Annotated in this window: 25 protein-coding genes and 1 pseudogene; 20 read left to right on the top strand and 6 right to left on the bottom strand. The window is 73.9% G+C overall.

Translation table 11 applies throughout. The features are described 5' to 3' along the window. Positions 1–43 precede the first annotated feature (43 nt). On the bottom strand, positions 44–757 hold the full coding sequence (locus ACZ7LE_RS18315) for a sigma-70 family RNA polymerase sigma factor (protein WP_470404679.1): 714 nt from the start codon (positions 755–757) through the stop codon (positions 44–46). A 188-nt stretch (positions 758–945) separates the two neighbouring features. On the opposite strand from ACZ7LE_RS18315, the gene ACZ7LE_RS18320 reads away from it, so the two are divergent. Both ACZ7LE_RS18320 and ACZ7LE_RS18325 read left to right on the top strand, forming a co-directional pair. Next, positions 946–2,028: a DNA polymerase IV gene (locus ACZ7LE_RS18320; protein WP_470404680.1), complete on the top strand. Its 1,083-nt coding sequence runs from the start codon at positions 946–948 to the stop codon at positions 2,026–2,028. A gap of 25 nt (positions 2,029–2,053) precedes the next feature. Then, complete coding sequence (locus ACZ7LE_RS18325) at positions 2,054–2,881, top strand: TrmH family RNA methyltransferase (RefSeq protein WP_470404681.1); 828 nt, start codon at positions 2,054–2,056, stop codon at positions 2,879–2,881. A 42-nt stretch (positions 2,882–2,923) separates the two neighbouring features. Here ACZ7LE_RS18325 and ACZ7LE_RS18330 read toward each other — a convergent pair whose 3' ends face one another. Continuing rightward, on the bottom strand, positions 2,924–3,739 hold the full coding sequence (locus tag ACZ7LE_RS18330; RefSeq protein ID WP_470404682.1) for an MHYT domain-containing protein: 816 nt from the start codon (positions 3,737–3,739) through the stop codon (positions 2,924–2,926). Between the two features lie 316 nt (positions 3,740–4,055). Here ACZ7LE_RS18330 and ACZ7LE_RS18335 point away from each other — a divergent pair, with 316 nt between their 5' ends. Continuing rightward, positions 4,056–5,033, top strand: coding sequence for a siderophore-interacting protein (locus ACZ7LE_RS18335; RefSeq protein ID WP_470404683.1), 978 nt, complete (start codon positions 4,056–4,058; stop codon positions 5,031–5,033). 60 nt (positions 5,034–5,093) lie between these two features. Here the strand turns inward: ACZ7LE_RS18335 and ACZ7LE_RS18340 are convergent, their stop codons facing one another. The 3 genes from ACZ7LE_RS18340 to ACZ7LE_RS18350 form a co-directional block, all read right to left on the bottom strand. Then, on the bottom strand, positions 5,094–5,672 hold the full coding sequence (locus ACZ7LE_RS18340; RefSeq protein WP_470404684.1) for a YbaK/EbsC family protein: 579 nt from the start codon (positions 5,670–5,672) through the stop codon (positions 5,094–5,096). Then, entirely contained in the window at positions 5,669–6,205 is a 537-nt protein-coding gene (locus ACZ7LE_RS18345; protein WP_470404685.1) for a YbhB/YbcL family Raf kinase inhibitor-like protein, read from the bottom strand. Before ACZ7LE_RS18345 ends, ACZ7LE_RS18340 begins: the two co-directional genes overlap by 4 nt. A gap of 67 nt (positions 6,206–6,272) precedes the next feature. Continuing rightward, on the bottom strand, positions 6,273–6,902 hold the full coding sequence (locus ACZ7LE_RS18350; protein ID WP_470404686.1) for a QsdR family transcriptional regulator: 630 nt from the start codon (positions 6,900–6,902) through the stop codon (positions 6,273–6,275). 149 nt (positions 6,903–7,051) lie between these two features. Here ACZ7LE_RS18350 and ACZ7LE_RS18355 point away from each other — a divergent pair, with 149 nt between their 5' ends. The 12 genes and pseudogenes from ACZ7LE_RS18355 to ACZ7LE_RS18410 all read left to right on the top strand — a co-directional run bounded on the left by ACZ7LE_RS18355 (position 7,052) and on the right by ACZ7LE_RS18410 (position 19,321). Continuing rightward, complete coding sequence (locus tag ACZ7LE_RS18355; protein ID WP_470404687.1) at positions 7,052–7,912, top strand: SDR family oxidoreductase; 861 nt, start codon at positions 7,052–7,054, stop codon at positions 7,910–7,912. Between the two features lie 41 nt (positions 7,913–7,953). Further along, positions 7,954–8,556 (top strand): TetR/AcrR family transcriptional regulator, encoded by a 603-nt coding sequence (locus ACZ7LE_RS18360; RefSeq protein ID WP_470404688.1) that lies wholly within the window; start codon positions 7,954–7,956, stop codon positions 8,554–8,556. Between the two features lie 3 nt (positions 8,557–8,559). Then, positions 8,560–9,576, top strand: a complete 1,017-nt coding sequence (locus tag ACZ7LE_RS18365; RefSeq protein WP_470404689.1) for an NADPH:quinone oxidoreductase family protein — start codon at positions 8,560–8,562, stop codon at positions 9,574–9,576. Further along, positions 9,573–10,331 carry a glucose 1-dehydrogenase gene (locus ACZ7LE_RS18370; protein ID WP_470404690.1) on the top strand — a complete coding sequence of 253 codons (759 nt, stop codon included), beginning with the start codon at positions 9,573–9,575 and terminating at the stop codon, positions 10,329–10,331. Before ACZ7LE_RS18365 ends, ACZ7LE_RS18370 begins: the two co-directional genes overlap by 4 nt. A 94-nt stretch (positions 10,332–10,425) precedes the next feature. Further along, positions 10,426–11,217, top strand: coding sequence for an ABC transporter ATP-binding protein (locus ACZ7LE_RS18375; RefSeq protein WP_470404691.1), 792 nt, complete (start codon positions 10,426–10,428; stop codon positions 11,215–11,217). A 50-nt stretch (positions 11,218–11,267) separates the two neighbouring features. Continuing rightward, a pseudogene (locus tag ACZ7LE_RS18380) lies at positions 11,268–11,723 on the top strand (ABC transporter ATP-binding protein); the annotation flags it as partial. Positions 11,724–11,968: 245 nt separating this feature from the next. After that, positions 11,969–12,847, top strand: coding sequence for a branched-chain amino acid ABC transporter permease (locus tag ACZ7LE_RS18385; protein WP_470404692.1), 879 nt, complete (start codon positions 11,969–11,971; stop codon positions 12,845–12,847). Next, positions 12,844–13,884: a branched-chain amino acid ABC transporter permease gene (locus ACZ7LE_RS18390; RefSeq protein WP_470404693.1), complete on the top strand. Its 1,041-nt coding sequence runs from the start codon at positions 12,844–12,846 to the stop codon at positions 13,882–13,884. Before ACZ7LE_RS18385 ends, ACZ7LE_RS18390 begins: the two co-directional genes overlap by 4 nt. 6 nt (positions 13,885–13,890) lie before the next feature. Next, complete coding sequence (locus ACZ7LE_RS18395) at positions 13,891–15,168, top strand: ABC transporter substrate-binding protein (RefSeq protein WP_470404694.1); 1,278 nt, start codon at positions 13,891–13,893, stop codon at positions 15,166–15,168. A gap of 66 nt (positions 15,169–15,234) precedes the next feature. Continuing rightward, complete coding sequence (locus tag ACZ7LE_RS18400; protein ID WP_470404695.1) at positions 15,235–16,353, top strand: phosphotransferase family protein; 1,119 nt, start codon at positions 15,235–15,237, stop codon at positions 16,351–16,353. Continuing rightward, the gene (locus ACZ7LE_RS18405; RefSeq protein WP_470404696.1) at positions 16,353–17,630 is read left to right on the top strand and encodes an acyl-CoA dehydrogenase family protein; all 1,278 of its coding nucleotides are present in this window, start codon (positions 16,353–16,355) and stop codon (positions 17,628–17,630) included. Before ACZ7LE_RS18400 ends, ACZ7LE_RS18405 begins: the two co-directional genes overlap by 1 nt. Further along, positions 17,627–19,321 (top strand): AMP-binding protein, encoded by a 1,695-nt coding sequence (locus tag ACZ7LE_RS18410; protein WP_470404697.1) that lies wholly within the window; start codon positions 17,627–17,629, stop codon positions 19,319–19,321. The genes ACZ7LE_RS18405 and ACZ7LE_RS18410 overlap by 4 nt, the downstream gene beginning before the upstream one ends. Here the strand turns inward: ACZ7LE_RS18410 and ACZ7LE_RS18415 are convergent. Beyond that, the gene (locus ACZ7LE_RS18415) at positions 19,302–19,727 is read right to left on the bottom strand and encodes an acyl-CoA thioesterase (RefSeq protein WP_470404698.1); all 426 of its coding nucleotides are present in this window, start codon (positions 19,725–19,727) and stop codon (positions 19,302–19,304) included. The genes ACZ7LE_RS18410 and ACZ7LE_RS18415 overlap by 20 nt on opposite strands. Positions 19,728–19,822: 95 nt before the next feature. Between ACZ7LE_RS18415 and ACZ7LE_RS18420 the strand changes: the two genes are divergently transcribed. From ACZ7LE_RS18420 to ACZ7LE_RS18440, 5 genes are all read left to right on the top strand, one after another. Continuing rightward, on the top strand, positions 19,823–21,034 hold the full coding sequence (locus ACZ7LE_RS18420; RefSeq protein ID WP_470404699.1) for an acyl-CoA dehydrogenase family protein: 1,212 nt from the start codon (positions 19,823–19,825) through the stop codon (positions 21,032–21,034). Between the two features lie 37 nt (positions 21,035–21,071). Next, entirely contained in the window at positions 21,072–22,295 is a 1,224-nt protein-coding gene (locus ACZ7LE_RS18425) for an acetyl-CoA C-acetyltransferase (protein ID WP_470404700.1), read from the top strand. Then, positions 22,295–23,410, top strand: coding sequence for an alcohol dehydrogenase catalytic domain-containing protein (locus tag ACZ7LE_RS18430; RefSeq protein WP_470404701.1), 1,116 nt, complete (start codon positions 22,295–22,297; stop codon positions 23,408–23,410). Before ACZ7LE_RS18425 ends, ACZ7LE_RS18430 begins: the two co-directional genes overlap by 1 nt. Positions 23,411–23,480: 70 nt before the next feature. After that, complete coding sequence (gene fabG / locus ACZ7LE_RS18435) at positions 23,481–24,230, top strand: 3-oxoacyl-ACP reductase FabG (RefSeq protein ID WP_470404702.1); 750 nt, start codon at positions 23,481–23,483, stop codon at positions 24,228–24,230. Then, positions 24,227–24,703 carry a MaoC family dehydratase gene (locus ACZ7LE_RS18440; protein ID WP_470404703.1) on the top strand — a complete coding sequence of 159 codons (477 nt, stop codon included), beginning with the start codon at positions 24,227–24,229 and terminating at the stop codon, positions 24,701–24,703. Before fabG ends, ACZ7LE_RS18440 begins: the two co-directional genes overlap by 4 nt. Positions 24,704–24,756 lie beyond the last annotated feature (53 nt).

Raw genomic sequence — 24,756 nt, forward strand, 5'->3', positions numbered from 1 at the left:
GGTCGGCTGCCGCCGGCCGGGCAGTCGGGTGCCCAGCCGGCGGTCACGCAGCGAGGGGAGCCGGGCTGACGACGTCGCGGAGCCGGGCGAGCGCGGACTCGAGGATCTGCGCCACGCGCTCCTTGGTCACGCCGAGGCGGCGGCTGATCTCGTCGAGGGTGCGCGTGGTGCCGTCCAGGAGGCCGAAGCGCATCTCCAGGACCCGGGCCTCGACGGCGTCGAGGTGGGCCAGGGCCTGCCGGACGCGGCGGCGCAGCAGGTTCTGCTCGGGGGTCGGTCCGGGCGTGCGCTCGGCCTGCTCGGCGGCGGCGACGGCGCGGACGATCGAGCGGCGGACCCAGCGGTGGGCGTACGCGGCGAACGTGCCGTGCGCGGGGTCGTACGAGTCGGCGGCGCGCACCAGGCCGACGTTGCCCTCCTGCACGAGGTCCATGAACGGCAGGCGGCCCGCGTAGGAGCCGGCGATCGCCGGGACGAGGCGGAGGTGGGCGAGGACGAGACGCTCCTTCGCGTATTGCCCGTCCTTGACCCTGGTCTCAAGCTGTGCGCGCAGGCTGGGGGAGACCGCGGTGGCGTCGAGGGTGCGCGCGGCGTCCGCTCCGGCGACTGCTCGCTCGAGGAGGGACTCCAGCTGCGCATCGTCCAGCGACGGCGTGCGCTCGATCATTGCCGCGTAGGACTGCGGCAACGCCGGGTGCGGGGCGGGTTCCTTGCCGCGGCGCGAGCGGGGCGACCGGGAGTTCCTGGTAGTTCTCATCGCAGCTCTCCTGTTGAGTGAGACGAACTTTCCTTGCCCGGAGAATATGGAGTCTTGGTGCTCCGGGGGAAGAGGGAAGGGTTTCGCTCTCAGAGATAACGGGACGATAACGGTGTGCCAGCCGGCTGCCGCGCGGCAACGCGCGTTCCAGGCAGGACAGCCCGGGCCGGCTCCGGGAGACTCGTGCCATGGGTCCGCGTGCCTTCCCCTGGGTGCTGCACGTCGACCTCGACCAGTTCCTGGTCGCGGTCGAGGTCCTGCGGCGCCCCGAGCTCGCCGGGAGGCAGGTCATCGTGGGCGGGCGCGGCGACCCGGCGGAACGGACGGTGGTCTCGACCGCGTCGTACGAGGCGCGGGAGCTCGGCGTCGGGTCGGGCATGCCGCTGCGGGTCGCGGCCCGCAAGGCGCCGGACGCGATCATCCTGCCCGTCGACCACGAGGCCTACCTCGAAGCCTCCGGGCACGTGATGGACACCCTGCGCGGGCTCGGGACGGTGGTCGAGGTGCTCGGCTGGGACGAGGCGTTCCTCGGCTGCGACGCCGACGACCCGGAGGCCGTCGCCCGCCGGGCGCAGGCGGCGGTCCTCGACGCCACCGGACTGCACTGCTCCGTCGGCATCGGCGACAACAAGATCCGCGCGAAGATCGCCACCGGGTTCGGCAAGCCCGCGGGCATCTTCCGCCTCACCGAGCGGAACTGGTTCGACGTGATGGGGGACCGGCCCACCATCGACCTGTGGGGCGTCGGGCCCAAGGTCTCCAAGCGCCTCGCGGCCCACGGCATCGAGACCGTCGCGCACCTGGCCGCGGCCGACGGCGACGCGCTGGTCGCCGAGTTCGGGCCGCGCATGGGCGCCTGGTACGGCGACCTGGGCCGGGGACGCGGCTCCGCCGTCGTCGACGACACGCCCTGGGTGGCACGCGGGCACAGCCGCGAGACCACCTACCAGCGCAACCTCACCACGCCCGAGCAGGTGGCGGCGGCGCTGCGGGACCTGGTCACGCAGGTGCACGCCGACACCGAGGCGGAGGGCCGGCCGGTCTTCCGGGTGGGCCTCAAGGTGCGCTACGCGCCCTTCTTCACCAGGGACCGCTCGAAGAAGCTCCCGGCCCCGACGCGGTCGCTCGCGGAGCTGACCGCCGCCGTCCTCACCCTCGCGGAGGACATGGAACCGGGCCGCGAGGTGCGCCTGCTCGGCGTCCGCGCCGAGATGGTGATGCCCGACGACGGCGACCCGGTCGAGCGCACCCCCGTCCGCGGGCGGATCTGACCGGGGCATCAGCGAGAATGGACCGGTGACCACCCTCGACGTCGTCCGCATCGACGACCCCGCCGACGAGCGACTGGCCGACTACAACAGCCTCACGGACGTGGTCCTGCGCTCCAGGCACGAGCCGGCCAAGGGCCTCTACATCGCCGAGAGCTCCACGGTGATCCGGCGGGCGCTCGCGGCCGGGCACCGTCCGCGATCCTTCCTCATGGCGCCCAAGTGGCTCGACTCGATGAGCGAGGTGATCGAGCGGTCCGGCGCCCCGGTCTACGTCGCCGAGGAGCCGTTGCTGAAGGAGATCACGGGCTTCCACCTGCACCGCGGCGCCCTGGCCGCGATGCACCGGCCGCCGCTGCCGAGCGTGCACGAGCTGCTCGCGGGCGCGCGGGGCGGGGCGGGGGCGCGCCGCGTGGCGGTGCTGGAGGACGTCGTGGACCACACCAACGTCGGCGCCGCCTTCCGCAGCGCCGCCGCGCTCGGCGTGGACGCGGTGCTCGTCTCGCCACGGTGCTCGGACCCGCTCTACCGGCGCTCGGTGCGGGTGTCGATGGGCACGGTGTTCCAGGTGCCGTGGACCCGGGTCGACCAGTGGCCGGCGGGCCTGCACGACCTGCGCGCGGACGGTTTCACGGTCGCCGCGCTCGCCCTGACCGACGACTCGATCACGCTCGACGAGCTGGTCGCGGACCCGCCGGACAAGCTCGCGCTCGTGCTCGGTACCGAGGGCGACGGCCTGACCAAGGGTGCGGTCGAGGCCGCCGACCTGGTGGTGCGCATCCCGATGGCGGGCGACGTCGACTCGCTCAACGTCGCCGCGGCGTCGGCGGTGGCCTTCTGGGCCACGCGCGTCTGACGGTGCGCCTGCGGCCCGGCGTCTTCGCCGGGCCGCGTGGGCTCAGAGCAGCTGGGACCGGCGGGGAGCGGCGGTCTCGCGCTGGAGCTCGTCCTGGCGGCCCTGCCAGCCCTTGAACTTCTCCTGCGCCTCCATCTCCTGGGGGCTGGGCGCCAGCCCGACCACCAGGAGCATCATGATCGTGCTGATCGTGACGCCGATGATGAGCGGCCCTAGGAGCGCTCCCACACCGATGCCGGTGTCGATCGGCATGATCGCGTCGGTCTCCTCCGCGCGCATCGCCGCCATGCCCGTGTAGTGCATGCCGGAGACGGCGAGGCCCATGATGACCGTCGCGCCCGCGCCGGCGGCGAAGTTGCGCACCTTCGCCGAGAGCCAGAGGCCCGCGGTCGCGGCGACGATCCCGATGACCACCGACGCGATGACGGTCGGGACGTCGTAGGTGATCTCCACGCCCACGTGCAGCGCGCGCATACCGAGGTAGTGCATAGCGGCGATGCCCAGGCCGGTGATGAGGCCGCCCGCGACCAGGGCGACCGGGCCGACGCCCGCGGTGCGGACGATGAACAGTCCGAGGCCCACGACGACGATGGCGAGCAGGCCGCTCGCCAGCGTCAGCGGGACGTCGAACCGGGTCTCCGTGCCGCGCACGTAGAACCCGAGCATGGCGACGAAGTGCATCACCCAGATGCCCGTGCCGCCGATCGAGATCGCGCCGAGGGCGAGCCAGGCGATGCTTGCGAATCCATGGGCCACACGGGCCCGGGCCGTACAGGTCAGGCCGACCGCGCAGCCGGCGCACGAGAGCAGGAACGAGAGGACGGGGGTGACCCAGCCCAGCGCGAAGTGGTCGATCATGATGTCGTTCTCCAGCGAGTGCAGAGTGTGCAAGGGGGGTGCGACCCGCCGCCGCTCGGGGAAGGACGTCGTGAGGACGTCGCGCGGTCGAAGCGGTTCGGATCGTCGCCAAGTTAGCGGGTCTATGGGACGACATGCACCGTTTGTACAGGGTTAATTTCACGGGCGAAGGGGTGATCTTTTCGTTCCGTGGGGCGCGGCTTTTCCTCCGGTTTCCGTTCCTTGCGTGCGCCCCGCCCCGGCTGTGACACAGGTCCCGTCCCACGCTCCGGAGGGGGTGGAACAGGCGCGGCAAAGTTAGGTTAGGCTCACCGTCGTGACCATCAAGACCGAGGGGCTCGACGTCAAGCCCTCGCGAATGTTCGATGTCCAGGTCGCGCGTGTGACGCGCCTGTGCCCGTCCTTCGTCCGGTTCACCTTCACGGGTCCGGACCTGGACAAGTTCGCGGACAACGGCCGTGACCAGCGCATCAAGCTGCTGCTCCCGTCGCCCCAGGGCGGCTGGGACGCCCTGCGCCGCGACGACCCCGACTGGTACGCCGCCTGGCGGATGCTTCCCGACGAGCACCGCAACCCGATGCGCACCTACACGGTCCGCACCGTGCGGCAGAACATGCGCGAGGTCGACGTCGACGTCGTGATGCACGGTGACACCGGCCCCGCGTCCCGCTGGGCCCTGACGGCGGCCGCCGGCGACCCCCTGGTCATCATGGGCCCCAACGCGGAGTACGACGGCGTGCACGGCGGCGTCGAGTTCGCTCCGCCGGAGTGCGGCCACGCGCTGCTGCTCGCGGGTGACGAGACCGCCGTGCCGGCCATCGCGGCCATCTGCGAGTCCCTGCCCGAGGACGCCGTGGGCGAGGTCTTCCTCGAGGTGCCCCACCCCGAGGACGGCTGGCAGCTCGGCGCGCCGGAGGGCGTGCGCGTGCACTGGCTGGCCCGCGACGGGCGCGAGCACGGCGACGTGCTGGTCCCGGCCGTGCAGGCCGCCGCCGACCGGCTGCTCGCGATGGGCGTGCGCCCGTCGTCGGACACCTCGCCGGCGCTGACGGCCGCGGGGGTGGACCTGTCGGGCGAGGCGGACGACGTCGACATCGACACGGGCATCCTCTGGGAGGTGCCGGTCGACGAGGCGGGCCGCCCCCTGGCGCAGGACACCGTGCTGTACGCGTGGCTCGCGGGCGAGGCGGGCGTCATCAAGACGCTGCGCCGCTACCTCGTCAACGAGTGCCAGGTGGACCGCAAGTCCGTGGCGTTCATGGGCTACTGGCGCAAGGGCCGCGCGGAGAACTGATCCCGCGGCGTGCGAGCCCACGAACCGCGTCGACCGTGCCGGTCGACGCGGTTCGTCGTCTCAGCGCAGGACGCCCAGGTCCTCGATCACCTCGACGCCCGGCATGGCGCACAGCAGCGGCCCGGGCATGAGCAGCTTGGAGCGCCGCACGCCGGAACCCATCAGCGCCATGGTGCCGTCCTGCGTGAACCGGGAGTCGACGAGCACGCGGTAGTGCCCGGGCAGGCCCACGGGCGTGATGCCGCCGTACTCCATGCCGGAGTCGGCCACGGCGCGGTCGGTCGACAGGAACGACGCCTTGCGCACGTCGAGCAGCTTGCGCACGCGCTTGTTGACGTCGGCGAACGTGCTCGCGGGCACCACGCAGGCCGCGATGCGCTCCTCCTCGGCCCGCTTGCCGGCCACCAGCACACAGTTGGCCGAGGCCTCCGGCGGCAGGTCGTGCAGCTCGTTGAGCGTGGCGGTGTCGGCGTGGTCCGGGTCGATCTCGGTGACCGCGACCTGGCCGGCGACCCGCTCGTCGGCGGCGGCCCAGGCGGCCAGCGCCGCGCCGACGGGCTCGGCGAGGAGCTCCGGGTGGTCGAGCGCGGGCACCCAGGTGAGGTCACCCAGCGTCGGCAGGGTGGCGTGGTCGCTCATCGGCTGTACGTCGCCGTCAGCGTGGCGCGGCCCAGCAGGTGGAAGTACACGTTGAACGCCACCTGCGCGTTGGTGCTGTCCGGCCCCAGGCCGAGCTCGCCGGGCGCGGTGTCCAGCGCGTGCACGGCGAAGATGTACCGGTGCGGGTGGTCGCCGGGCGGCGGGCCTGCGCCCTCGAAGCCCGGGGTGTGGCCGTCGCCGCTGGTCTGGAACGCGCCGGCGGGCAGCCCCGAGCCGTCGGGTGCGCCCGCGCCGGTCTCCAGCGACGTCACGTCGGTCGGCAGGTCGCCCACGGTCCAGTGGTGGTAGCCCATCGGCGTCGGCGCGTCCGGGTCGAAGCAGGTCACGACGAACGACCGGGTGCCCTCGGGGAAGCCGCTCCACTCGAGCGCGGGCGAGAGGTTGCCGGCGTGCGCGGCATGGGCGTCCGGCATGCGCTCACCGTCGATGAGGTCGGTGCTCTTCAGCTCGAAGACGGCGGGCGCGGGCAGCAGCGTGTACGGGTCCGGCGGGTAGGGACGAGTGAAATCCATGGCCCCACTCTGCCGAACCGGCGGGTCGGGTGCCAGCAACCACCCCGCCGGACGCCCGGGAGCCCGCTCAGGTGACCCGGAGCAGGTGGCGGAACGCTGTGCGGGCCCGCGCCGGGCTGGGCTCGTCGCCCGTGATGAGGTCGGCGTAGGTGAGCGACTCCGAGACCCGCACCAGCAGGTAGGCCAGCTCCTCGGGCGTGATGGTGCCGCCGAACGGCTTCTCGCCCAGGTCGCGGACCACGAGCCACTCGACGGTCGCGACGAAGCGGCGCTGGATCGGGCTGTCCGCGGTGGTGAGCAGGCGCAGGGAGCGGGCCGGCTCGCGGCGCAGGAACGCGCGGAAGTAGTCGGCCACGATGAGGTCGTGCGCGAACGTGGTCAGCAGGTCCGCGAGCCGCTCGGCGCCGGTCAGGTGCTCGGTCGCGTGCTCCGCCTGCACCAGCGTGGGCACGGCGAGCGACCACAGCACCTCGGACAGCAGGGCGTCCCGGTTGCCGACCCAGCGGAACACCGACGTGCGGTCCACACCGAGCTGCGTGGCCAGCGGGCCCATGTCGATGCGGTAGCCCTCGATGAAGGTGTCCCGCGCCAGGTCGAGCACGCGCTGCGCCTCGGGGTGCGTGGCCAGCCGGGCCGAGAGCCGGCTCGGCGCCGCCTGCAGCCCGACCGTCGCGATGCTCGACGTCGTGGTCGTCATCAGGTCATCCAACCGCTGGACCGGCGTCCCGTGCAACACAATGCAGAATGATGCATACGGGACATCCCTCTCTGAACAGCACCCTATCCCCGGGCGTGCGGGCGTGCTACGGTCCTCGCACAAACCGACCAGACGGTACGGAGGTGCACGTGGCTGACGACGACGTCGCCGAAAGCTTCGGGAGCGGGTCCGCGGGCGGGCCCGGGCGCAGGTTCGAGGGCCGTGTCGCGCTCGTCACCGGGGCGAGCCGGGGGATCGGGCTCGCGGTCGCCCGCCGGATCGTGGCCGAGGGCGGCCGGGTGGTCGTCACGGGCCGCTCCGCCGACACGCTGGCCGAGGCCGTGGCCGGGCTCGGCGGGGACCACGCCCTGGGTGTGGCGGGCAAGGCGGACGACGCCGAGCACCGCGCCGCCGCGATCGCGCGGACGATCGAGCACTTCGGGCGGCTGGACCACCTGGTGAACAACGCCGGGATCAACCCCGCCTACGGACCGCTCGCGGGGCTGGACGTGGGCGCGGCCCGCAAGATCCTCGACGTGAACGTGATCGCGGCGCTGGAGTGGACGCGCGAGGCGGTCGCGGCGGTCGCGGCGGCCGCAGCAGGCACCGCGGCCGCAGAAGGCACCGCCGGCTCCGGCGACGGCAACGCACCGAGCCTCCGCTCCGTCGTCAACATGGCCTCGCTGGCGGGCACGACGTCGGCCGCGAACATCGGCTTCTACGGCGTCTCGAAGGCGGCCCTGATCAACCTGACGGTGCAGCTCGCCGACGAGCTCGCCCCGGCCACGCGGGTCAACGCCCTCGCGCCCGCCGTGGTGAGGACGCGGCTGGCGCGCGCCCTGTACGAGGGCCGCGAGGAGGAGGCGGCGCGTGCCTACCCGCTGCGCCGGCTCGGCGTGCCGGACGACGTCGCCGGGCCTGCCGCCTTCCTCCTCTCGGACGACGCCGCCTGGGTGACCGGCCAGACCCTCCTGGTCGACGGCGGGGCGAGCGTGCGGGCGGCCTGGTGAGCCGCGCCGCCGTGGCGGAGCGGACGGTGAAGGATGTGGCCATGCGCACCACGAACGTCCACGACCAGGTCCTGCGGGCCGCCCTCGACCTGTTCGCCTCGCAGGGTTACGCGACCACGAGCGTCCAGCAGATCGTCGCCGCCGCGGGCGTCACCAAGGGGGCGATGTACCACTACTTCGCCTCCAAGGACGACCTCCTGTTCGCGATCTACGAACGGATGCTGTCGCTGCAGAAGGCGCGGCTCGACCAGCTCGTCGCGGCGGGCGACGCGCGAGGTGACGACGTGGAGCAGGTGCTGCGCGCCGTGTGCGAGGACGTGGTGACGACGTCGATCGAGCTGCTGGCCGAGGGCACCGTGTTCACCCGGAGCCAGCACATGCTCGCGCCGGAGCGGCAGGCGGAGGTCAAGCGCCGCCGCCGGGCCTACCACGACGACTTCCAGGCGCTGCTGGAGCGCGGGATCAAGGAGGGGGTGTTCCGCGACGACGTGCCCACGGCGGTGCTCATCGCCCACTTCTTCTCCGACGTGCACTACCTGCCCCAGTGGTACTCGCCCGCGGGGCCCGAGACCACCGCCGAGGTGGCGGAGCAGCTCACCGAGCTGTTCCTGCGCGGCATCAGGCACAGCAGCAGGAAGGACTGAGACGTGAACCCACCCACGGCGATGAAGGCGTGGCGCGTGGTCTCCCACGGGGAGCCCGAGCAGGTGATGGAGCTGCACGACGTGCCGGTGCCCGAGCCCGGCCCGGGCGAGGTGCTGGTCCGGGTGCGGGCCGTCGCGGTGAACTTCCCCGACGTCCTGCTGGCGCGCGGCCAGTACCAGGAGCGGCCCGAGCTCCCCTTCGTGCCCGGGATCGAGCTGTGCGGCGACGTCGTGGCGCTGGGGCCCGGCGTGACCGAGGGGGAGCGGGTACGGGTGGGCGACCGCGTCGTCGGCTCGAGGATCGGGGTGCTCGCGCAGTACGCGACGGTACCGGCCCAGGCCGTGCACGCGGCGCCGTCGGCCCTGGACGACACCCAGGCCGCGGCGCTGACGATCGCCTACCAGACGGCGTGGTTCGGGCTGCACCGGCGCGCCGGCCTGCGGGCCGGGGAGACGCTGCTGGTGCACGCCGCCGCGGGCGGCGTGGGCACGGCCGCGTGCCAGCTCGGCAAGGCGGCCGGCGCGCGCGTGGTCGGGGTGGTGGGCAGCCCGGAGAAGGTGGCCGCGGCCCGCGCCGCGGGCGCGGACGAGGTGTTCCTGCGCGACGACGACTGGGTCGGCGCGCTGCGCGGCGGCGTGGACGTGGTGTTCGACCCGGTGGGCGGCGACTCGTTCGAGCGCTCCACCCGCTGCCTGGCGTTCGAGGGCCGGATCGTGGTGGTCGGGTTCGCGAGCGGGCAGCAGCCGGTGGTCCGGGCCGACCTCGCCCTGGTGAAGAACTACGGGGTGCTCGGCCTGCACTGGGCGCTCTACCAGCAGCGGCGGCCCGACCTCGTGGACGCCGCGCACGCCGAGCTGACCCGGCTCGCCGCCGATGGTGTGCTGCGCCCGGCGCTGGGCGACGTGGTCGGGTTCGACCAGGCGCCCGCCGCGGTGGCGCGGCTGGCGGGCGGCGCGACGACGGGGCGGCTGGTGGTCCGGGTGGCCGACGACGCCGGCGACGGGGAGGTGGCGGCATGACGGGCCCCACGGTCGCCGAGCTGCACGACCTGACCGGCCGGGTCGCCCTCGTGACGGGTGCGGCCCGCGGCATCGGCGAGGCGTACGTCCGGATCCTGCACGACGCCGGGGCCCACGTGGTGATCACCGACGTGCTGGACGCCGAGGGCCGGGCCCTGGCCGACGAGCTGGGGGAGCGGGCCCGGTTCGCGCACCTGGACGTGACCGACGAGGACGCGTGGCAGGCGGTCGTGGCCGAGGTGACGGGCGCGCTCGGCGGCGTGGACGTGCTGGTCAACAACGCGGGCATCGCGAACGCCGCCCCGATCGAGCACTTCACGCTCGCCAAGTGGAACGCCGTCATGGCGGTCAACGCCACGGGCGTGTTCCTGGGCTGCCGGGCGGTGGTGCCCACGATGAAGGCGGCGGGCCGCGGCTCGATCATCAACATCTCCTCGGTGGAGGGGTTGCGCGGCAGCTGGAGCCTGCACGGCTACACCGCCTCCAAGTTCGCGGTGCGGGGGCTGACCAAGTCGCTCGCCGTGGAGCTGGGCAAGGACGGGATCCGGGTCAACTCGGTGCACCCCGGCCTGGTCCTGACGGAGATGAGCACGCGGATCGACCCCGACGCGCTGGTGATCCCGCTCGGCCGGCCGGGCGTACCCGCCGACCTAGCGGGAACCATCCTGTTCCTCGCGAGCGAGGCGTCGGCCTGGATCTCCGGCCAGGAGATCGTGGTCGACGGCGGCATGACGAGCGGGATACCGCACCGGTAGGACCGCCGCCGGCCGGTCGGCGACGGGCGTCCTGAGCCCGCAACAAACCGGCCGGTCGGTTTCTCACCCATCCATCCGACACGACGAGGTGCCGATGACGACGCAGAGCAGGGAAGCAGACGGCCCGCCCCGGCTGGAGGTCTCGGGGCTGACCGTGACGTTCGGCGGCCTGACCGCCGTGGACGACGTGTCCTTCACCGTGGCCGACGGCGAGACCGTCGCGCTCATCGGCCCCAACGGCGCGGGCAAGACCACGGTGTTCAACGCCGTGTGCGGCCTGGTGCGCGCCCGGCGGGGCCGGGTCCGGGTGGACGGCGCGCCCGCGCCCTCGTCCGCGGACCGGCTGCTGGGAGCCGGAGTCTCCCGGACCCTGCAGGGCCTGGGGCTGTTCGACCGGCTCACGGTGCTGGAGAACGTGCTCGTGCCGCTGACCGGGGCGAGCCGGCGCGCCCGGACTCCCGGGCTCGATACCGCCCGCGAGACCCTGGACGCTCTCGGCCTGGGCGACCTGGCGGGCATGCCCGCCGGGACGCTGCCCTACCCGGAGCGCAAGCGCGTCGCGCTCGCCCGGGCCCTGGTCACCCGGCCGCGGCTCCTGCTCCTCGACGAGCCCGCCGGCGGGCTCGGCCCCGCGGACATCGACCGGCTCGCGGGGACCGTGCGCGACGTGTCCGGCGACGGCTGCTCCGTGCTGCTGGTCGAGCACCACGTCGACTTCGTGACGGACGTGGCCGACCGCGTGGTGGTGCTCGACTTCGGGCACGTCATCGCCGCCGGCACGCCGGACGAGGTGCGCCGCGACCCCGCCGTCGCGGAGGCCTACCTCGGGGTCCCCGCGGAGGTCTCGACAGGCTCGACCAGCGGTTCGGCGGGGGAGACGGCTTGAGCACCCTGACGATCGAGCGCCTCACCGTCGGCTACGGCGACGGCGCCCCCGTGCTGGACGGCCTCGACCTGGAGGTGCCCGACGGCGGCGTCGTCGCGCTGCTCGGGGCCAACGGCGCCGGCAAGACGACGCTGCTGCGCGCCCTGCTGGGCCTGGTCCCCGTCCAGGGCGGCCGCGTGCTGCTCGACGGCGCCGACCTGACCGGGCTGCCCACCGAGGACCGGGTGCGCCACGGGCTCGCGCTCGTCCCCGAGGGGCGCTCCGTGGTGGCCGAGCTGACCGTCGCGGAGAACCTGCGCCTCGGGGCGCTGTGGAGATACGCGGGACGGAAGCACGCCCGCCCGGAGCGCGACGCCGCCGTCGGGCAGATGTACGAGCTGTTCGAACCCCTGGCGCGCCGGCGCGACGCCGCCGGCCACACCCTGTCCGGGGGCGAGCGGCAGATGCTCGCGCTCGCCCGCGCCCTGGTGGCCCGGCCCGCGGTGCTCCTGCTCGACGAGCCCTCCCTGGGGTTGGCGCCGCTGGTGGTCGCCCAGCTCCTCGGCGTGCTCCGTGACCAGGCCGAGGCCACCGGGCTCACCGTGCTCCTGGCCGAGCAGAACGTCACGGGCGCGCTGTCGGTGGCCGACCGCGGCGTCGTCCTGTCCCTGGGGGAGGTGGTCGCCGACCGCCCGGCCGCCGCGCTGGCCGCCGACCCCGCCCTCCGCCACGCCTACCTGGGCTTCTAGCCGGCCAAGAGAGGAGACCTGCCGTGGAAAGACTCGTGTTCCTGCTGTCGACCGGACTGGCGCGCGGCGCCGTCCTCGCCCTGTTCGCGCTCTCGCTCGTGATCGTCTACCGCTCCGCCCGGGTCGTGAACTTCGCCCAGGCCGCCCTGGCGGTCGTGCCCGTGTACGTCGCGGTCGCGATCGCGTCCGCCACCGGCTCGTACTGGCTGGGGCTCGCCGCCGCGCTCGCGACCGGGGCGCTGCTCGGCGCCGTCGTCGAGCGGTGGCTCATGCGCCGGGTGCCGCAGGACAACCCGCTGGCCGGCATCATCGTGGCGATCGGCCTGGTCATGGTGCTCCAGGCCGGGCTCGCGATCGCCTTCGGACCCGACCACCGGCCCGTGCACGCGCCGTTCTCGCAGCGGCCCCTCGAGGTGGGCGGCGTGGCGCTGACGAGCCCGTACGACCTGTTCGTGCTCGTGGTCGCCGCCGTCGTCATGGGCGGCCTGGCCCTCCTGTTCAACCGCACCGCGCTGGGGCTGCGCCTGCGCGCCGCGGCCTTCGCCCCCGAGACCTCCCGCCTGCTGGGCGTGCGCGTGCCCCGCATGGTCACGCTCGGCTGGACGCTCTCGATCGCCGCCGCGGCGCTCGCGGCCCTGCTGCTGGTGCCCACGGGGCTCGGCCTGGACCCGCACGCCGCCGACGTGCTGTTCGTCAACGCCTTCGCCGCCGCCGTCGTGGGCGGGCTCGACTCGCCCGTGGGCGCCCTGGTGGCCGGGCTGTCGGTCGGCGTGCTTGCGGCCCTCGTGACCGGGTACGCGTCGGCCGCCGCGGCGCCGCCGGCGGTGCTCGCGCTGCTCACGGTCGTGCTGCTCGTGCGGCCGCAGGGGCTCTTCGCCGCGAGGGAGGCCCGGACCGCATGAGGACGTCCGGAACGAGACTCCTGCTGCGCGCGGGCCTGCTCACGCTGCTGGCCCTGGGCGCCACCTTCCTGCTCGACCCGTACCGCAACTACCAGCTCGCGACCGCGACTGGCGTCTTCGTCGCCGTCGCGGGGCTCACGCTGCTGGTCGGGCTCACCGGCCAGCTCTCCCTGGGGCACGGCGTCCTCATGGCCGCCGGCGGGTACGGGTACGCGCTGTCCGCGACCCGGGTCGCCACCGCGGTCGAGGGCACCGCGGTGTCCGACGGCGTGGGCGGCTGGCTCCTGCCCCTGCTCGCCGGGGTGGCCGGCGCTCTGGTCACCTCGGGGCTGCTCGGCCTGCTGCTCGGGCTGGCCGCGGCCCGGCTGCGCGGCCCCTACCTCGCGGGCCTGACGCTCGCCCTGGTGATCGCGCTGCCCTCGGCCGCGAGCACCATCCCGGGCCTGGCGGGGGAGCAGGGCGTGCGCGCCCCGTTCGTCCCGGTGCCCGACGCGCTGGCGCTGCTGATCGCGACCGAGCAGTGGCACGCGTGGCTCGCGATCCTGGTCGCGGCCTGCGCCGTCACGCTGCTGGTCGCCCTGCGTGCCGGTCGCGCGGGCCTGCGCATGCGTGCGGTGCGCGACGACGAGACGGCGGCCCGGCTGGCCGGCGTCGACCCCGGCCGGGTCAAGGCCGGGGCGTTCGCGGTCAGCTCGCTCGCCGCAGGCCTGGGCGGCGTGGTGCTCGCGATCGTCACGCAGCAGGTCAGCCCCGGGGCCTACGGCCTCGGGGTCTCGCTGCTGCTCGTGGTCGCCGCCGTGGTCGGCGGGCTCGGCTCGCTCGGCGGCGCCGCGATCGGGGCGGTGCTCGTGACGCTGCTGCCGTGGGTCGTCGACCAGGCCACGGCCGCACTGCCCGCCGACCTGGGCCACCGCCTGCAGGGCAACGTCGAGATCGCGCTGTTCGGCGTGGTCGTGATCGTCGTGACCGTGCTCCGGCCGGGCGGTCTCGCGGACCTCCTCCCCGAACGCAAGCTCCTTCCCAACACAGTGAGGTGAACGGAAATGCGCACTGCTTCCTTGTCCCACCCCCGCTCCGTCGGCGCGGCGGCCGTCCTCGGGCTCACCGCCGCCACGGCGCTGTCGGCCTGCTCCACCCCCGCGGCCGCCGAGGTGCCCGGCGTCACCGACGACACGGTGACCATCGGCACCCACCAGCCGCTGACGGGTCCGGCCGCCGCCGGCTTCGCGTCGATCTCGGCGGCCACCGCGGCGTACTTCGAGTACGTCAACGCGAACGGCGGCATCCACGGCCGCGAGATCGAGTACGTCGTCAAGGACGACGGCTACAACCCCGCGAACACCCAGACGGTCGTGCGCGAGCTGGTCCAGGAGGACGAGGTCTTCGCGGTCGTGGGCGGCCTGGGCACGCCCACGCACTCCAGCGTGCTCGACTACCTGGCCCAGAACGACGTGCCCGACCTGTTCGTCGCCTCCGGATCCCTGACCTGGGACCAGCCCGACGAGTACCCGAACACGTTCGGCTTCAACGCCGACTACGTGACCGAGGGCGCGGCGCTGGCGCAGTACGCGCTGGACACCGAGCCGGACGCCGTCGTCTGCGTGCTGGGCCAGGACGACGACTTCGGCGAGGGCATCCTGGCGGGCGTCGAGCTCGCCGTGGGCGAGGGGAAGGTGGCGAGCAGCCAGACCTACTCCACCGCCGACCAGGACGTGACCGCGCAGCTCGGCGCCATGAAGGAGGCCGGCTGCACGCACAACGTGCTCGGCACCATCAACGGGTTCACCGCCCTGGCCGTGGGAACGGCCGCGCAGATGGACTGGTTCCCGAGGTGGCACGTCTCCTCCTCGGGCGCCGACCACCCGACCCTCGTCGAGTACCTCGGCGCGGACGTCGCGCCCGTGCTGGAGGGCCTCGTCTCGGTGAACTACCTGCCCAACAGCCCGTCGTCCGAGTGGTACGAGCTGTTCTCGACGATCAACGACGAGTACAACGACGGCGCGCCCTACACGGGCAACACCACCTACGGCATGAGCGTGGGCTACCAGTTCGCCGAGGCGCTCGCGGCGGCGGGGCCCGACCCGACGCGGGAGTCGATCGTGGCCGCGATCGAGTCCGGCGAGCTGCAGGGCAACGGCATAGCGCCGCCGACGTACTCCGCGGAGGATCATCTTGCGCACCGCACCGTCCGCATCGCGGTGGTGACGGACGGCGTGCAGGACTTCACCGACGAGGCCTACACGGTGTCCGAGGCCGGGGCCACCCCGGTCGAGCCCATGCAGGTGCCGCTGGAGAACGAGGGCATCCCGGCCACCGAGTGACCGGAGCCGGCGAGGGCGCCGCACCAGAACCACCGCATCACCGCACCACCGCACCGAAGGGGAACCATGACGCACGAACTGCCCGGCCTGGACGTCGCCGGTCTGGCCGCCTGGCTGGCCCGGGAGCACCCGGAGCTCAGCGGCCCGGGCCCCGCCCCAGGTCCGGGCCCGGGCCCCGGGCTCACGGCGACCCTCATCACCGGCGGGCGCAGCAACCTCACCTACCGGGTGGACGGCGCCGCCCGTCCGCTGGTGGTGCGGCGCCCACCGCTGGGGCACGTGCTGTCCAGTGCGCACGACATGCGCCGGGAGCACCGGGTCATCACCGCGCTGGCCGGCACCGTCCCGGTGCCGCCCACGGTGGCGGTGGTGGACGACACCGCCGCCGCCGAGGTCACGGGCACCGTGTTCTTCGTCATGGAGCACGTCGACGGCGCCGTCCTGGCCCGGCCCGAGGACAACGCGGCCTGGACCCGCGCGGGTCTGGGCGCGCTGTCCGTCGAGCTGGCCGAGGTGCTGGCGGACCTGCACGGCACCGACCCCGCGGCGGTGGGGCTGGCCGACTTCGGCCGGCCCGCCGGGTACCTCGGCCGGCAGCTGACGACCTGGCGGCGCCAGTACGACGCCTCCCGGTCGCGGCCCCAGCCGCTCCTGGACACCCTCCAGGAGCGGCTGGGCGCCACGGTGCCCGACGACGGGACGCGCTCCGGCATCGTGCACGGCGACTACCGGCTCGACAACGTGCTGTTGGCCGGGCCGCCCGACACACCGCACGTCGCGGCGGTGCTGGACTGGGAGATGGCCACGCTCGGCGACCCGCTCGTGGACCTCGGCATGCTCGGCATGTACTGGGACATCCACGACCTGACGCGGGCGGCGGGCGTCGTCGGCGTCGCCGGGGCGATCGTGCCCGGCGCGGGCTACCCGGACTTCGCCGAGGTCATCGACGCCTACGCGGCCCGCGCCGGCAGCGCCGTGCCGGACCTGGGCTGGTACCGGGCGTTCGCCTGCTACAAGCTCGCCGTCATCCTCGAGGGCATCCACTACCGGTACACCGGCGGCCAGACCGTCGGCGCCGGGTTCGACACGATCGGCGCGCTCGTCGGCCCGCTGGCCCGCGAGGGGCTGGCCCGGCTCGGCGCCTCACCCGCTGGCGGCGCCGGCATCACGACAGGAGGAGCCTGATGGACTTCGCACCCGACGCGACCACGCGGGAGATCACCGCCCGGGTCCGGGACTTCCTGACCGGCGAGGTGCTGCCCGCCGAGCCGGTGCTCGCCGCACAGCTCGCGGCCACCCCCGACGACTGGTCCTTCCGCCCCGTCGTCCGGCACCTCCAGGCCACCGCGAAGGAACGGGGGCTCTGGAACCTGTTCCTGCCGCCGGACGGCCCCGCCGCCGGGCGCGGCGGCGGCCTGACCAACCTGCAGTACGCCCCCGTGGCGGAGCTGACCGGGTACAGCCCGAAGCTCGCGCCCGTCGCCATGAACTGCGCCGCGCCCGACACCGGCAACATGGAGCTGCTCGCGCACTTCGCCACGCCCGGGCAGCGCGAGCGGTGGCTCGACCCGCTGCTGGACGGCGCGCAGCGGTCGGCGTTCTGCATGACCGAGCCCGCCGTCGCGTCGTCGGACGCCACGAACATCGCCACGCGCATCGTGCGCGAGGGCGACGAGTACGTGGTCACGGGCCGCAAGTGGTTCGCGACCGGCGCCATGAACCCGGACTGCGGGCTGCTGGTCGTGATGGGCAAGACGGACCCGGACGCACCCCGGCACCGGCAGCAGTCCATGGTGCTCGTGCCCCGCGAGACCCCCGGCGTCACCGTGCTGCGCGGCCTGACCGTGCTCGGCTACGACGACCGCGACCACGGCGGCCACGCCGAGATCGTGTTCGACGACGTCCGCGTGCCCGCCACCGCCCTGCTGGGCGGCGAGGGCGACGGGTTCGCCATGGCCCAGGCCCGCCTCGGCCCGGGTCGCATCCACCACTGCATGCGCGCCCTCGGCATGGCCGAGCGGGCGCTGGACCTGGTGCGCGAGCGCGCCGCGGAGCGGGTCGCGTTCGGCGGGCCGCTGGCCGACCAGGGCGTGGTCCGCGAGTGGGCCGCCACCTCCCGCATCGAGCTCGAGTCGCTGCGCCTGCTCGTGCTCAAGACCGCCTGGCTCATGGACACCGTCGGCAACAAGGCGGCCATGACCGAGATCCAGGCCATCAAGATCGCGGTACCCCGCGCTGTCGGGCAGATCCTGGACCGCGCCGTCCAGGTGTTCGGCGCCGCCGGGGTCTCCGGCGACCACCCCCTGGCCGAGCTGCTCGCCGGCGTGCGCACCCTGCGCCTGGCCGACGGGCCCGACGAGGTGCACCTGGCCTCCCTCGGCCGGGCCGAGCTCCGCCGGCGCGCGCCCTACCTGACGCGCGTCGCCCCCGAACCGTCGACCGTCGAAGGAGACCCGACATGACCCACGCGCCAGCGCCCATCCCGGCCCGGCCCACCCCGGCCGCCCCCGACCCCGCCGTCGACGGACCCGGGTACGGCACCCTGTCCATCGCGAGCATGCTGGCCGAGACCGCCCGCCGGTTCCCCGACCGCCCCGCCCTGTACTTCCTGGGGCAGTCCACCACCTACGGCGACCTCTGGGACCAGACCCGCGCGTACGCGGGGGCGCTCGCGGCCCGGGGCATCGGGCCGGGCTCGCGCGTCGCGATGATCGTGCCGAACGTGCCCGACTTCGCGCGCGTCTACTACGCCACGCTCGCGCTCGGCGCCGTGGTGGTGCCGGTGCACCTGCTGTTCCGCACCGACGAGATCGAGTTCGTCCTGCGGGACGCCGGGGCCGACGTCGTCGTGGTCGCCGCCCCGATGCTGGCCGAGGCCGCCCCCGCGGCCGCCCGGGCCGGGGTGCCGCTGCTGACCGTGCTGCTGCCGCCGGACGCCGCGCGCGGCCTCGCCGAGCAGGGCACCCCGGTGGCGCGGCTGGAGGAGGAGGCCGCCGGGGCCACGCCGATCGAGCGGCACGCGGGCGTGAACCCGCTGGCGGCGGCCACGATCCTGTACACGAGCGGCACCACGGGCACCCCGAAGGGCGCCGTCGGGTCGCACCTGGCGATGGTCGAGCAGGTGCACTGTTCCCTGATCGACTCGTTCGACCTGCGGCCCGACGACGTCGTGTACGGCGGCCTGCCGTTCTTCCACTCGTTCGGTCAGATGGCGGTGCTGAACATGGCTTTCCGGCGCGGCGCGTCCATCGTGCTGCTGCCGAGGTTCGACCCGGACGAGGCCCTGGAGCTGCTGGTGGCGCACGGCGCGACCGTGTTCACGGCGGTGCCGACCAACTTCGCCGGCATGGTCGAGGCGGCCCGCCGCACGGCGGCGCGGCCCCCGCTGCGGTTCGCCGTCTCCGGCGGCGCGGCCCTGCCGGTGGCGCTGCTGGAGGCGTTCGAGGAGGCGTTCGGCGCGCAGGTGCACGAGGGGTACGGGCTGACCGAGACGTCGCCGTCGTGCACGTTCAACGTGACGTCGGAGCCCATCCGGCCCGGCACCGTGGGGCGGCCCATGTGGGGCGTCGACGTGGCGGTGGCCGTGGCCGAGGTGGAGGACCGGGTCGAGCTGCTGCCCGCCCCGGCGCCGGGCGCGGCGGCCGGGGAGCAGAGCGACCTGGGCGAGATCGTGGTGCGCGGGCACAACCTGATGAAGGGGTACCTGGGGCGGCCCGACGCCTCTGCCGCCGCCGTCGTCGACGGGTGGTTCCGCACGGGCGACCTCGGGACCGTGGACGCCGACGGCATCGTGACGATCGTGGACCGCAAGAAGGACATGATCATCCGCAGCGGCTACAACGTGTATCCCACGGAGGTCGAGGCGGTGCTGGCCCGCTACCCGGGGGTCGCGCTGGCGGCGGTGTTCGGGGTGCCCGACGCCGCGCGCGGGCAGGAGGTGCACGCCGCCGTCGTGCCCTCGGACGGGGCCGAGGTGGACCCGGCCGCCGTCGTCGCCTGGATGCGGGAGCGCGTGGCGGCGTACAAGTACCCGCGCGTCGTGCACGTCTCGGCCGACCTGCCACTCGGCCCGAGCGGCAAGGTGCTCAAGCGCGAGCTGACGGCCCGGCACACGTCCCCGGAACAGGCCCCGGCTACGGACTCGGCGGGGTGACGCCCAGGTGCTGCTCGACCGCCGCGCGGATCACGTCCGGGACCGGCACCGGGCGTCGCTCGACCTGGTCCACGAAGACGTGCGTGAAGCTGCCCGTCGCGTACGCCTCCGCGCGGTCGGGCGCGCCCGCCCGCAGGATTGCCAGGTCCCAGGTCAGCGAGGTGCGCCCGAGGCGCCCGACGGCGACGTCGACCTCCAGCTCCTCGGGGAACGACGCCGGGGCCAGGAACTCGCACGAGGAGGCGCGGGCAAGCCCGATCACGGCACCCGCGGGGTCCAGGTCGGTGTGCCTGATGAGCCAGGTGTTCACCGCCGTGTCCATGGCCTCGTAGTAGACGGTGTTGTTCATGTGGCCGTACTGGTCGTTGTCGTTCCAGCGCAGCGGGAAGGGGTGGCGATAGCCCATCGAGCCAGCGTAGACCCACACCGTGAGGGCGGTGCAACAAATCCACGAATGATGCATACTGGACATGCATCAGATCGACGACGATCGGAGGACCGATGACGCTCGCACCCGAGCCGCCCGCCACTGAGCCGGGCACCGACCTGCTGGAGGCGGACTTCTACGCGTTCCAGGACCTGCTCACCCCGGCCGAGCAGAAGAAGGCCCTGGCCGTGCGGGAGTTCATGGAGCGCGAGGTGCGTCCCATCGCGGACGACTACTGGGAGCGCGCCGAGTGCCCCGTGCACCTGTTCAAGCCCTACGCGCAGCTCGGCACCATCGGCTCGGGCTGGGCCGAGACGCAGGGGGAGGAGACCTCGGCCGTGTTCCGCGGCTGGGTGGGCATGGAGACGGCGCGCGTCGACTCCTCGTTCTGCACCTTCATCGGGGTGTCCGGCGGCCTGGCGATGACCTCGATCGGCGTCGGCGGCAGCGCCGAGCAGCGCGCGAAGTGGCTGCCGCCCATGGCGGCCGGCGACCTGATCGGCGCGTTCGGGCTCACCGAGCCCCTGGCCGGCTCCGACACCGCGAAGGGCCTGCGCACCACCGCCACCCGCACGGGCGACACCTGGGTGATCAACGGCGCCAAGCGCTGGATCGGCAACGCCACGTTCGCCGACGTCGTCGTCATCTGGGCCAAGGACACCGCCGACGACCAGGTCAAGGGCTTCCTGGTGCGGAAGGGCACACCTGGCTTCACCGCCACCAAGATCGAGCGCAAGCAGTCCCTGCGCATCGTGCAGAACGCCGACATCGTGCTCGACGACGTGCGCGTGGACGAGGCCGACCGGCTGCAGGGCATCGACGGCTTCCGCGACGTCGCCAAGGTGCTGCGCATCACGCGCGACGGCGTGTCCTGGCAGGCGCTCGGCACCATGATCGGCGCCTACGAGGCCGCCGTGGCCTACACGAGGCAGCGCGAGCAGTTCGGCAACCCCATCGCCAGCTACCAGCTGATCCAGGACAAGCTCGCCACGGCGTACGCGAACGTCACGGCGAGCTTCGCCATGTGCGTGCGAGTGGCCCAGCTCCAGGACCTCGGCACCCAGAAGGACGCCCACGCCGCGATGGCCAAGGCGTTCGTCACCACCCGGATGCGCGAGACCGTCGCGCTGTGCCGGGAGGCGTGCGGCGGCAACGGGATCACACTGGATCACGGCGTCGCCCGGTTCTTCGCCGACGCCGAGGCCGTCTACACGTTCGAGGGGACCAAGGACATGAACCAGCTCATCGTGGGCCGGGCCATCACCGGCCACGCGGCGTTCGTCTGAACCTGGCTCACCCCCCCCACAGGCTCAAGGAGGAGCTATGACCGAGGCCTACATCGTCGCCACCGCGCGCTCGCCCATCGGGCGCGCGCACAAGGGGTCGCTCAAGGACGTCCGTCCCGACGACCTGGCCGCCGAGATGGTGCGCGCCGCCGTCGACAAGGTGCCGGGCCTGGACCCGGCGCGCATCGACGACCTGCTGCTGGGCTGCGGCCTGCCCGGCGGCACGCAGGGCATGAACCTGGCCCGCATCGTCGCCGTGCTGTGCGGCTGGGACATGGTGCCCGGCGCGACGGTCACGCGGTACTGCAGCTCCAGCCTGCAGACCACCCGCATGGCCTTCCACGCCATCAAGGCGGGCGAGGGCGACGTCTTCGTCTCCGCGGGCGTGGAGTCCGTCAGCTCGTTCGCCACCGGGTCGAGCGACCACATCCCGGGCGTGGACCTGCACAACCCGGTCTTCGCCGACGCCCTGGCCCGCACCGAGAAGCGCGCCGGGGCCGGCACGGGACTGTGGACCGACCCGCGGCTGGAGGGCGTGCTGCCCGACGCGTACATCTCCATGGGCCAGACGGCGGAGAACGTCGCCGCGCTGCGCGGCGTTACGCGCACCGAGCAGGACGAGTTCGCGGCCCGCAGCCAGCAGCGGGCCGAGGCGGCCGTCGCGGCCGGCTTCTGGGCCCGGGACATCACGCCCGTCACCCTGCCCGACGGCACGGTCGTCTCCGCCGACGACGGCCCGCGGCCGGGCACCACCGTGGAGAAGCTCGCGACGCTGGAGCCGGTGTTCCGCCCCGACGGCAGCGTCACCGCGGGCAACGCCTGCCCCCTGAACGACGGCGCGGCCGCGATCGTCATCGTCTCCGGCCGCGTGGTCGACGAGCTCGGCCTGACCCCGCTGGCCCGCATCGTGTCCACCGGGGTCAGCGGGCTGTCCCCGGAGATCATGGGGCTCGGCCCCGTCGAGGCCAGCCGGCAGGCGCTGCGCCGCGCCGGGCTCACGGTCGACGACATGGACCTCGTGGAGATCAACGAGGCGTTCGCCGCCCAGGTGATCCCGTCGGCACGCGAGCTCGGCGTCGAGCCGGAGCGGCTGAACGTCAACGGCGGCGCCATCGCCGTCGGGCACCCGTTCGGGATGACCGGGGCGCGCATCACCTCCACCCTGATCAACGCGCTCGCCGACACCGGGGGCCAGTACGGTCTGGAGACGATGTGCGTGGGCGGCGGCCAGGGCATGGCGATGGTGCTGGAGAAGCTCTGATGCGGGTCACCGGCGCGGTGCTGGAGCGCTGCGGCGCCCCGGCGCCCTACGCGGAGTCCCGGCCGGTCACGGTCGGGCCGCTGGAGCTCGACCCACCGGGCGAGCGTGAGGTGCTGGTGCGGATCGAGGCCGCGGGGCTGTGCCACTCCGACCTGTCGGTCGTGGACGGCAACCGCGCCCGGCCGGTGCCGATGCTGCTCGGCCACGAGGCCGCCGGCGTCGTGGAGGCGACCGGCCCCGGTGCACGCCTCGCCGTCGGGCAGCGGGTGGTCATGACGTTCCTGCCGCGCTGCGGGCAGTGCGCGCAGTGCGCCACCGACGGGCGGCTGCCGTGCGCGGTGGGGTCGGCGGCCAACGCGGCCGGGACGCTCGTGGGCGGTGGGCGGCGGCTGTCGCGTGCCGTTCCCGGGGCGAGCGGCACGCAGGAGGTGCACCACCACCTCGGGGTGAGCGCGTTCGCGACCCACGCCGTGGTCTCGGAGACCTCCGTGGTGCCCGTCGACGACGACGTGCCGCCCGACGTCGCGGCGCTGCTCGGCTGCGCGGTGCTGACCGGCGGCGGCGCCGTCGTCAACGCCGGCAAGCCCGCGCCGGGCGACCGGGTCGCCGTCGTGGGGCTCGGCGGCGTGGGCATGGCGGCGCTCCTGGTGGCCGTGGCGCTCGGGCACGAGGTGGTGGGCGTCGACGCCGTGCCCGCCAAGCTCGACCTGGCGCGCGAGCTCGGCGCCGCCCAGGCCGTCGGGCCGCAGGAGGCCGCCGACCAGGGCCTGCGCGCCCCCGTGGTGATCGAGGCGGCGGGCTCGGCCCGCGCGTTCGAGACCGCCTACGCGCGGACGGCCCCGGGCGGCACCACCGTCACGGTGGGGCTGCCCCACCCCGACGCGCGGGCGAGCGTCTCCCCGCTCAGCCTCACCGCCGAGGCCCGCACCGTGGTGGGCTCCTACCTCGGCTCCGCGGTGCCGAACCGCGACATCCCGCGCTACGTGGAGCTGTGGCGGGCCGGGCGGCTGCCCCTGGAGCGGCTGGTGTCCGACCGCATCACCCTGGACGACCTGCCCGTCGCGCTCGACCGCCTCGCCTCCGGCGCGGCGCTGCGGCAGCTCGTGATGTCCTGACCTGAGATATTCGCACCGTACGTCGCACGACGACGTCCACCGAGATGAACGCATCGAGAGGAAACCCCTGATGACTCGTACAGCCATCGTCACCGGAGCGGCCCGCGGCATCGGCGCCGCCACGGCCCGCCGGCTCGCGCGGGACGGCTTCGCCGTCGCCGTCCTGGACCTCCTGGAGGACCAGGCCAAGGACACCGCGGAGGCCATCGTGGCCGACGGCGGGCGGGCGCTCGCCGTGGGCGTCGACGTCGCCGACGAGGACTCGGTCGCCGCCGCCGTCGCCCGCGTCACCGCCGAGCTGGGCGCCCCCACCGTGCTGGTGAACAACGCCGGGATCCTGCGCGACAACCTGCTGTTCAAGATGTCCGTCGCCGACTGGGACGCCGTGCTGGGCGTGCACCTGCGGGGCGCGTTCCTGATGACCCGGGCCGTGCAGGCGCACATGGTGGAGGCGAAGTACGGCCGCATCGTGAACCTGTCCTCGACGTCGGCGCTCGGCAACCGCGGCCAGGCCAACTACTCGGCAGCCAAGGCGGGCATGCAGGGCTTCACCAAGACCCTGGCGATCGAGCTCGGCAAGTTCGGCGTCACCGCGAACGCCGTGGCGCCCGGCGTGATCGAGACCGACATGATCCGCGAGACCGCCGAGCGCATCGGGGTGTCGCTGGCCGACTACCTGAGCGTGGCCGCCAAGGACGTGCCCGTGGGGCGCGTGGGCCAGCCCGAGGACATCGCGAACGCCGTGTCGTTCTTCTGCGCGGAGCAGTCCGGGTTCGTCTCGGGGCAGGTGCTGTACGTGGCGGGCGGCCCCAAGGCATGACGGCGGCCGCGGAGAGCGTCATCGCCGTCGGCTCGCCGGCGGACCTCGCCGACGCCGTGGGCCGCACCGCCACGGGCGAGTGGTTCGAGGTCACCCAGGAGCGGATCGCGGCGTTCGCCGACGCGACCGAGGACCACCAGTGGATCCACCTCGACGCCGAGCGGGCAGCCGCCGGGTCGTTCGGCTCCACGATCGCGCACGGCTACCTCACCCTGTCGCTGCTGCCGCGCCTGGCGTCCTCGCTCGTCGAGGTCGGCGGTGTCGCCATGGTGATGAACTACGGCATGGACCGGCTGCGGTTCCTCAGCCCGGTGCCGTCGGGCGCGCGTGTGCGGGCCGTCACCGAGATCCTCTCGGCCGAGCCGACGACGGCCGGCGTGCGGCTCGCCTCGAAGGTCACCGTCGAGATCGAGGGGGCCGAGAAGCCGGCCCTCGTGGCGCACACGCTGTCGCTCTACGTGCCGGAGACCTGACCGGCTTTCGCGGGGCCTGCCGTACTCCCTGCTGTTCGGTCCCTCCGAGGCCC

The organism is Promicromonospora sp. NPDC110617 (assembly GCF_055598465.1).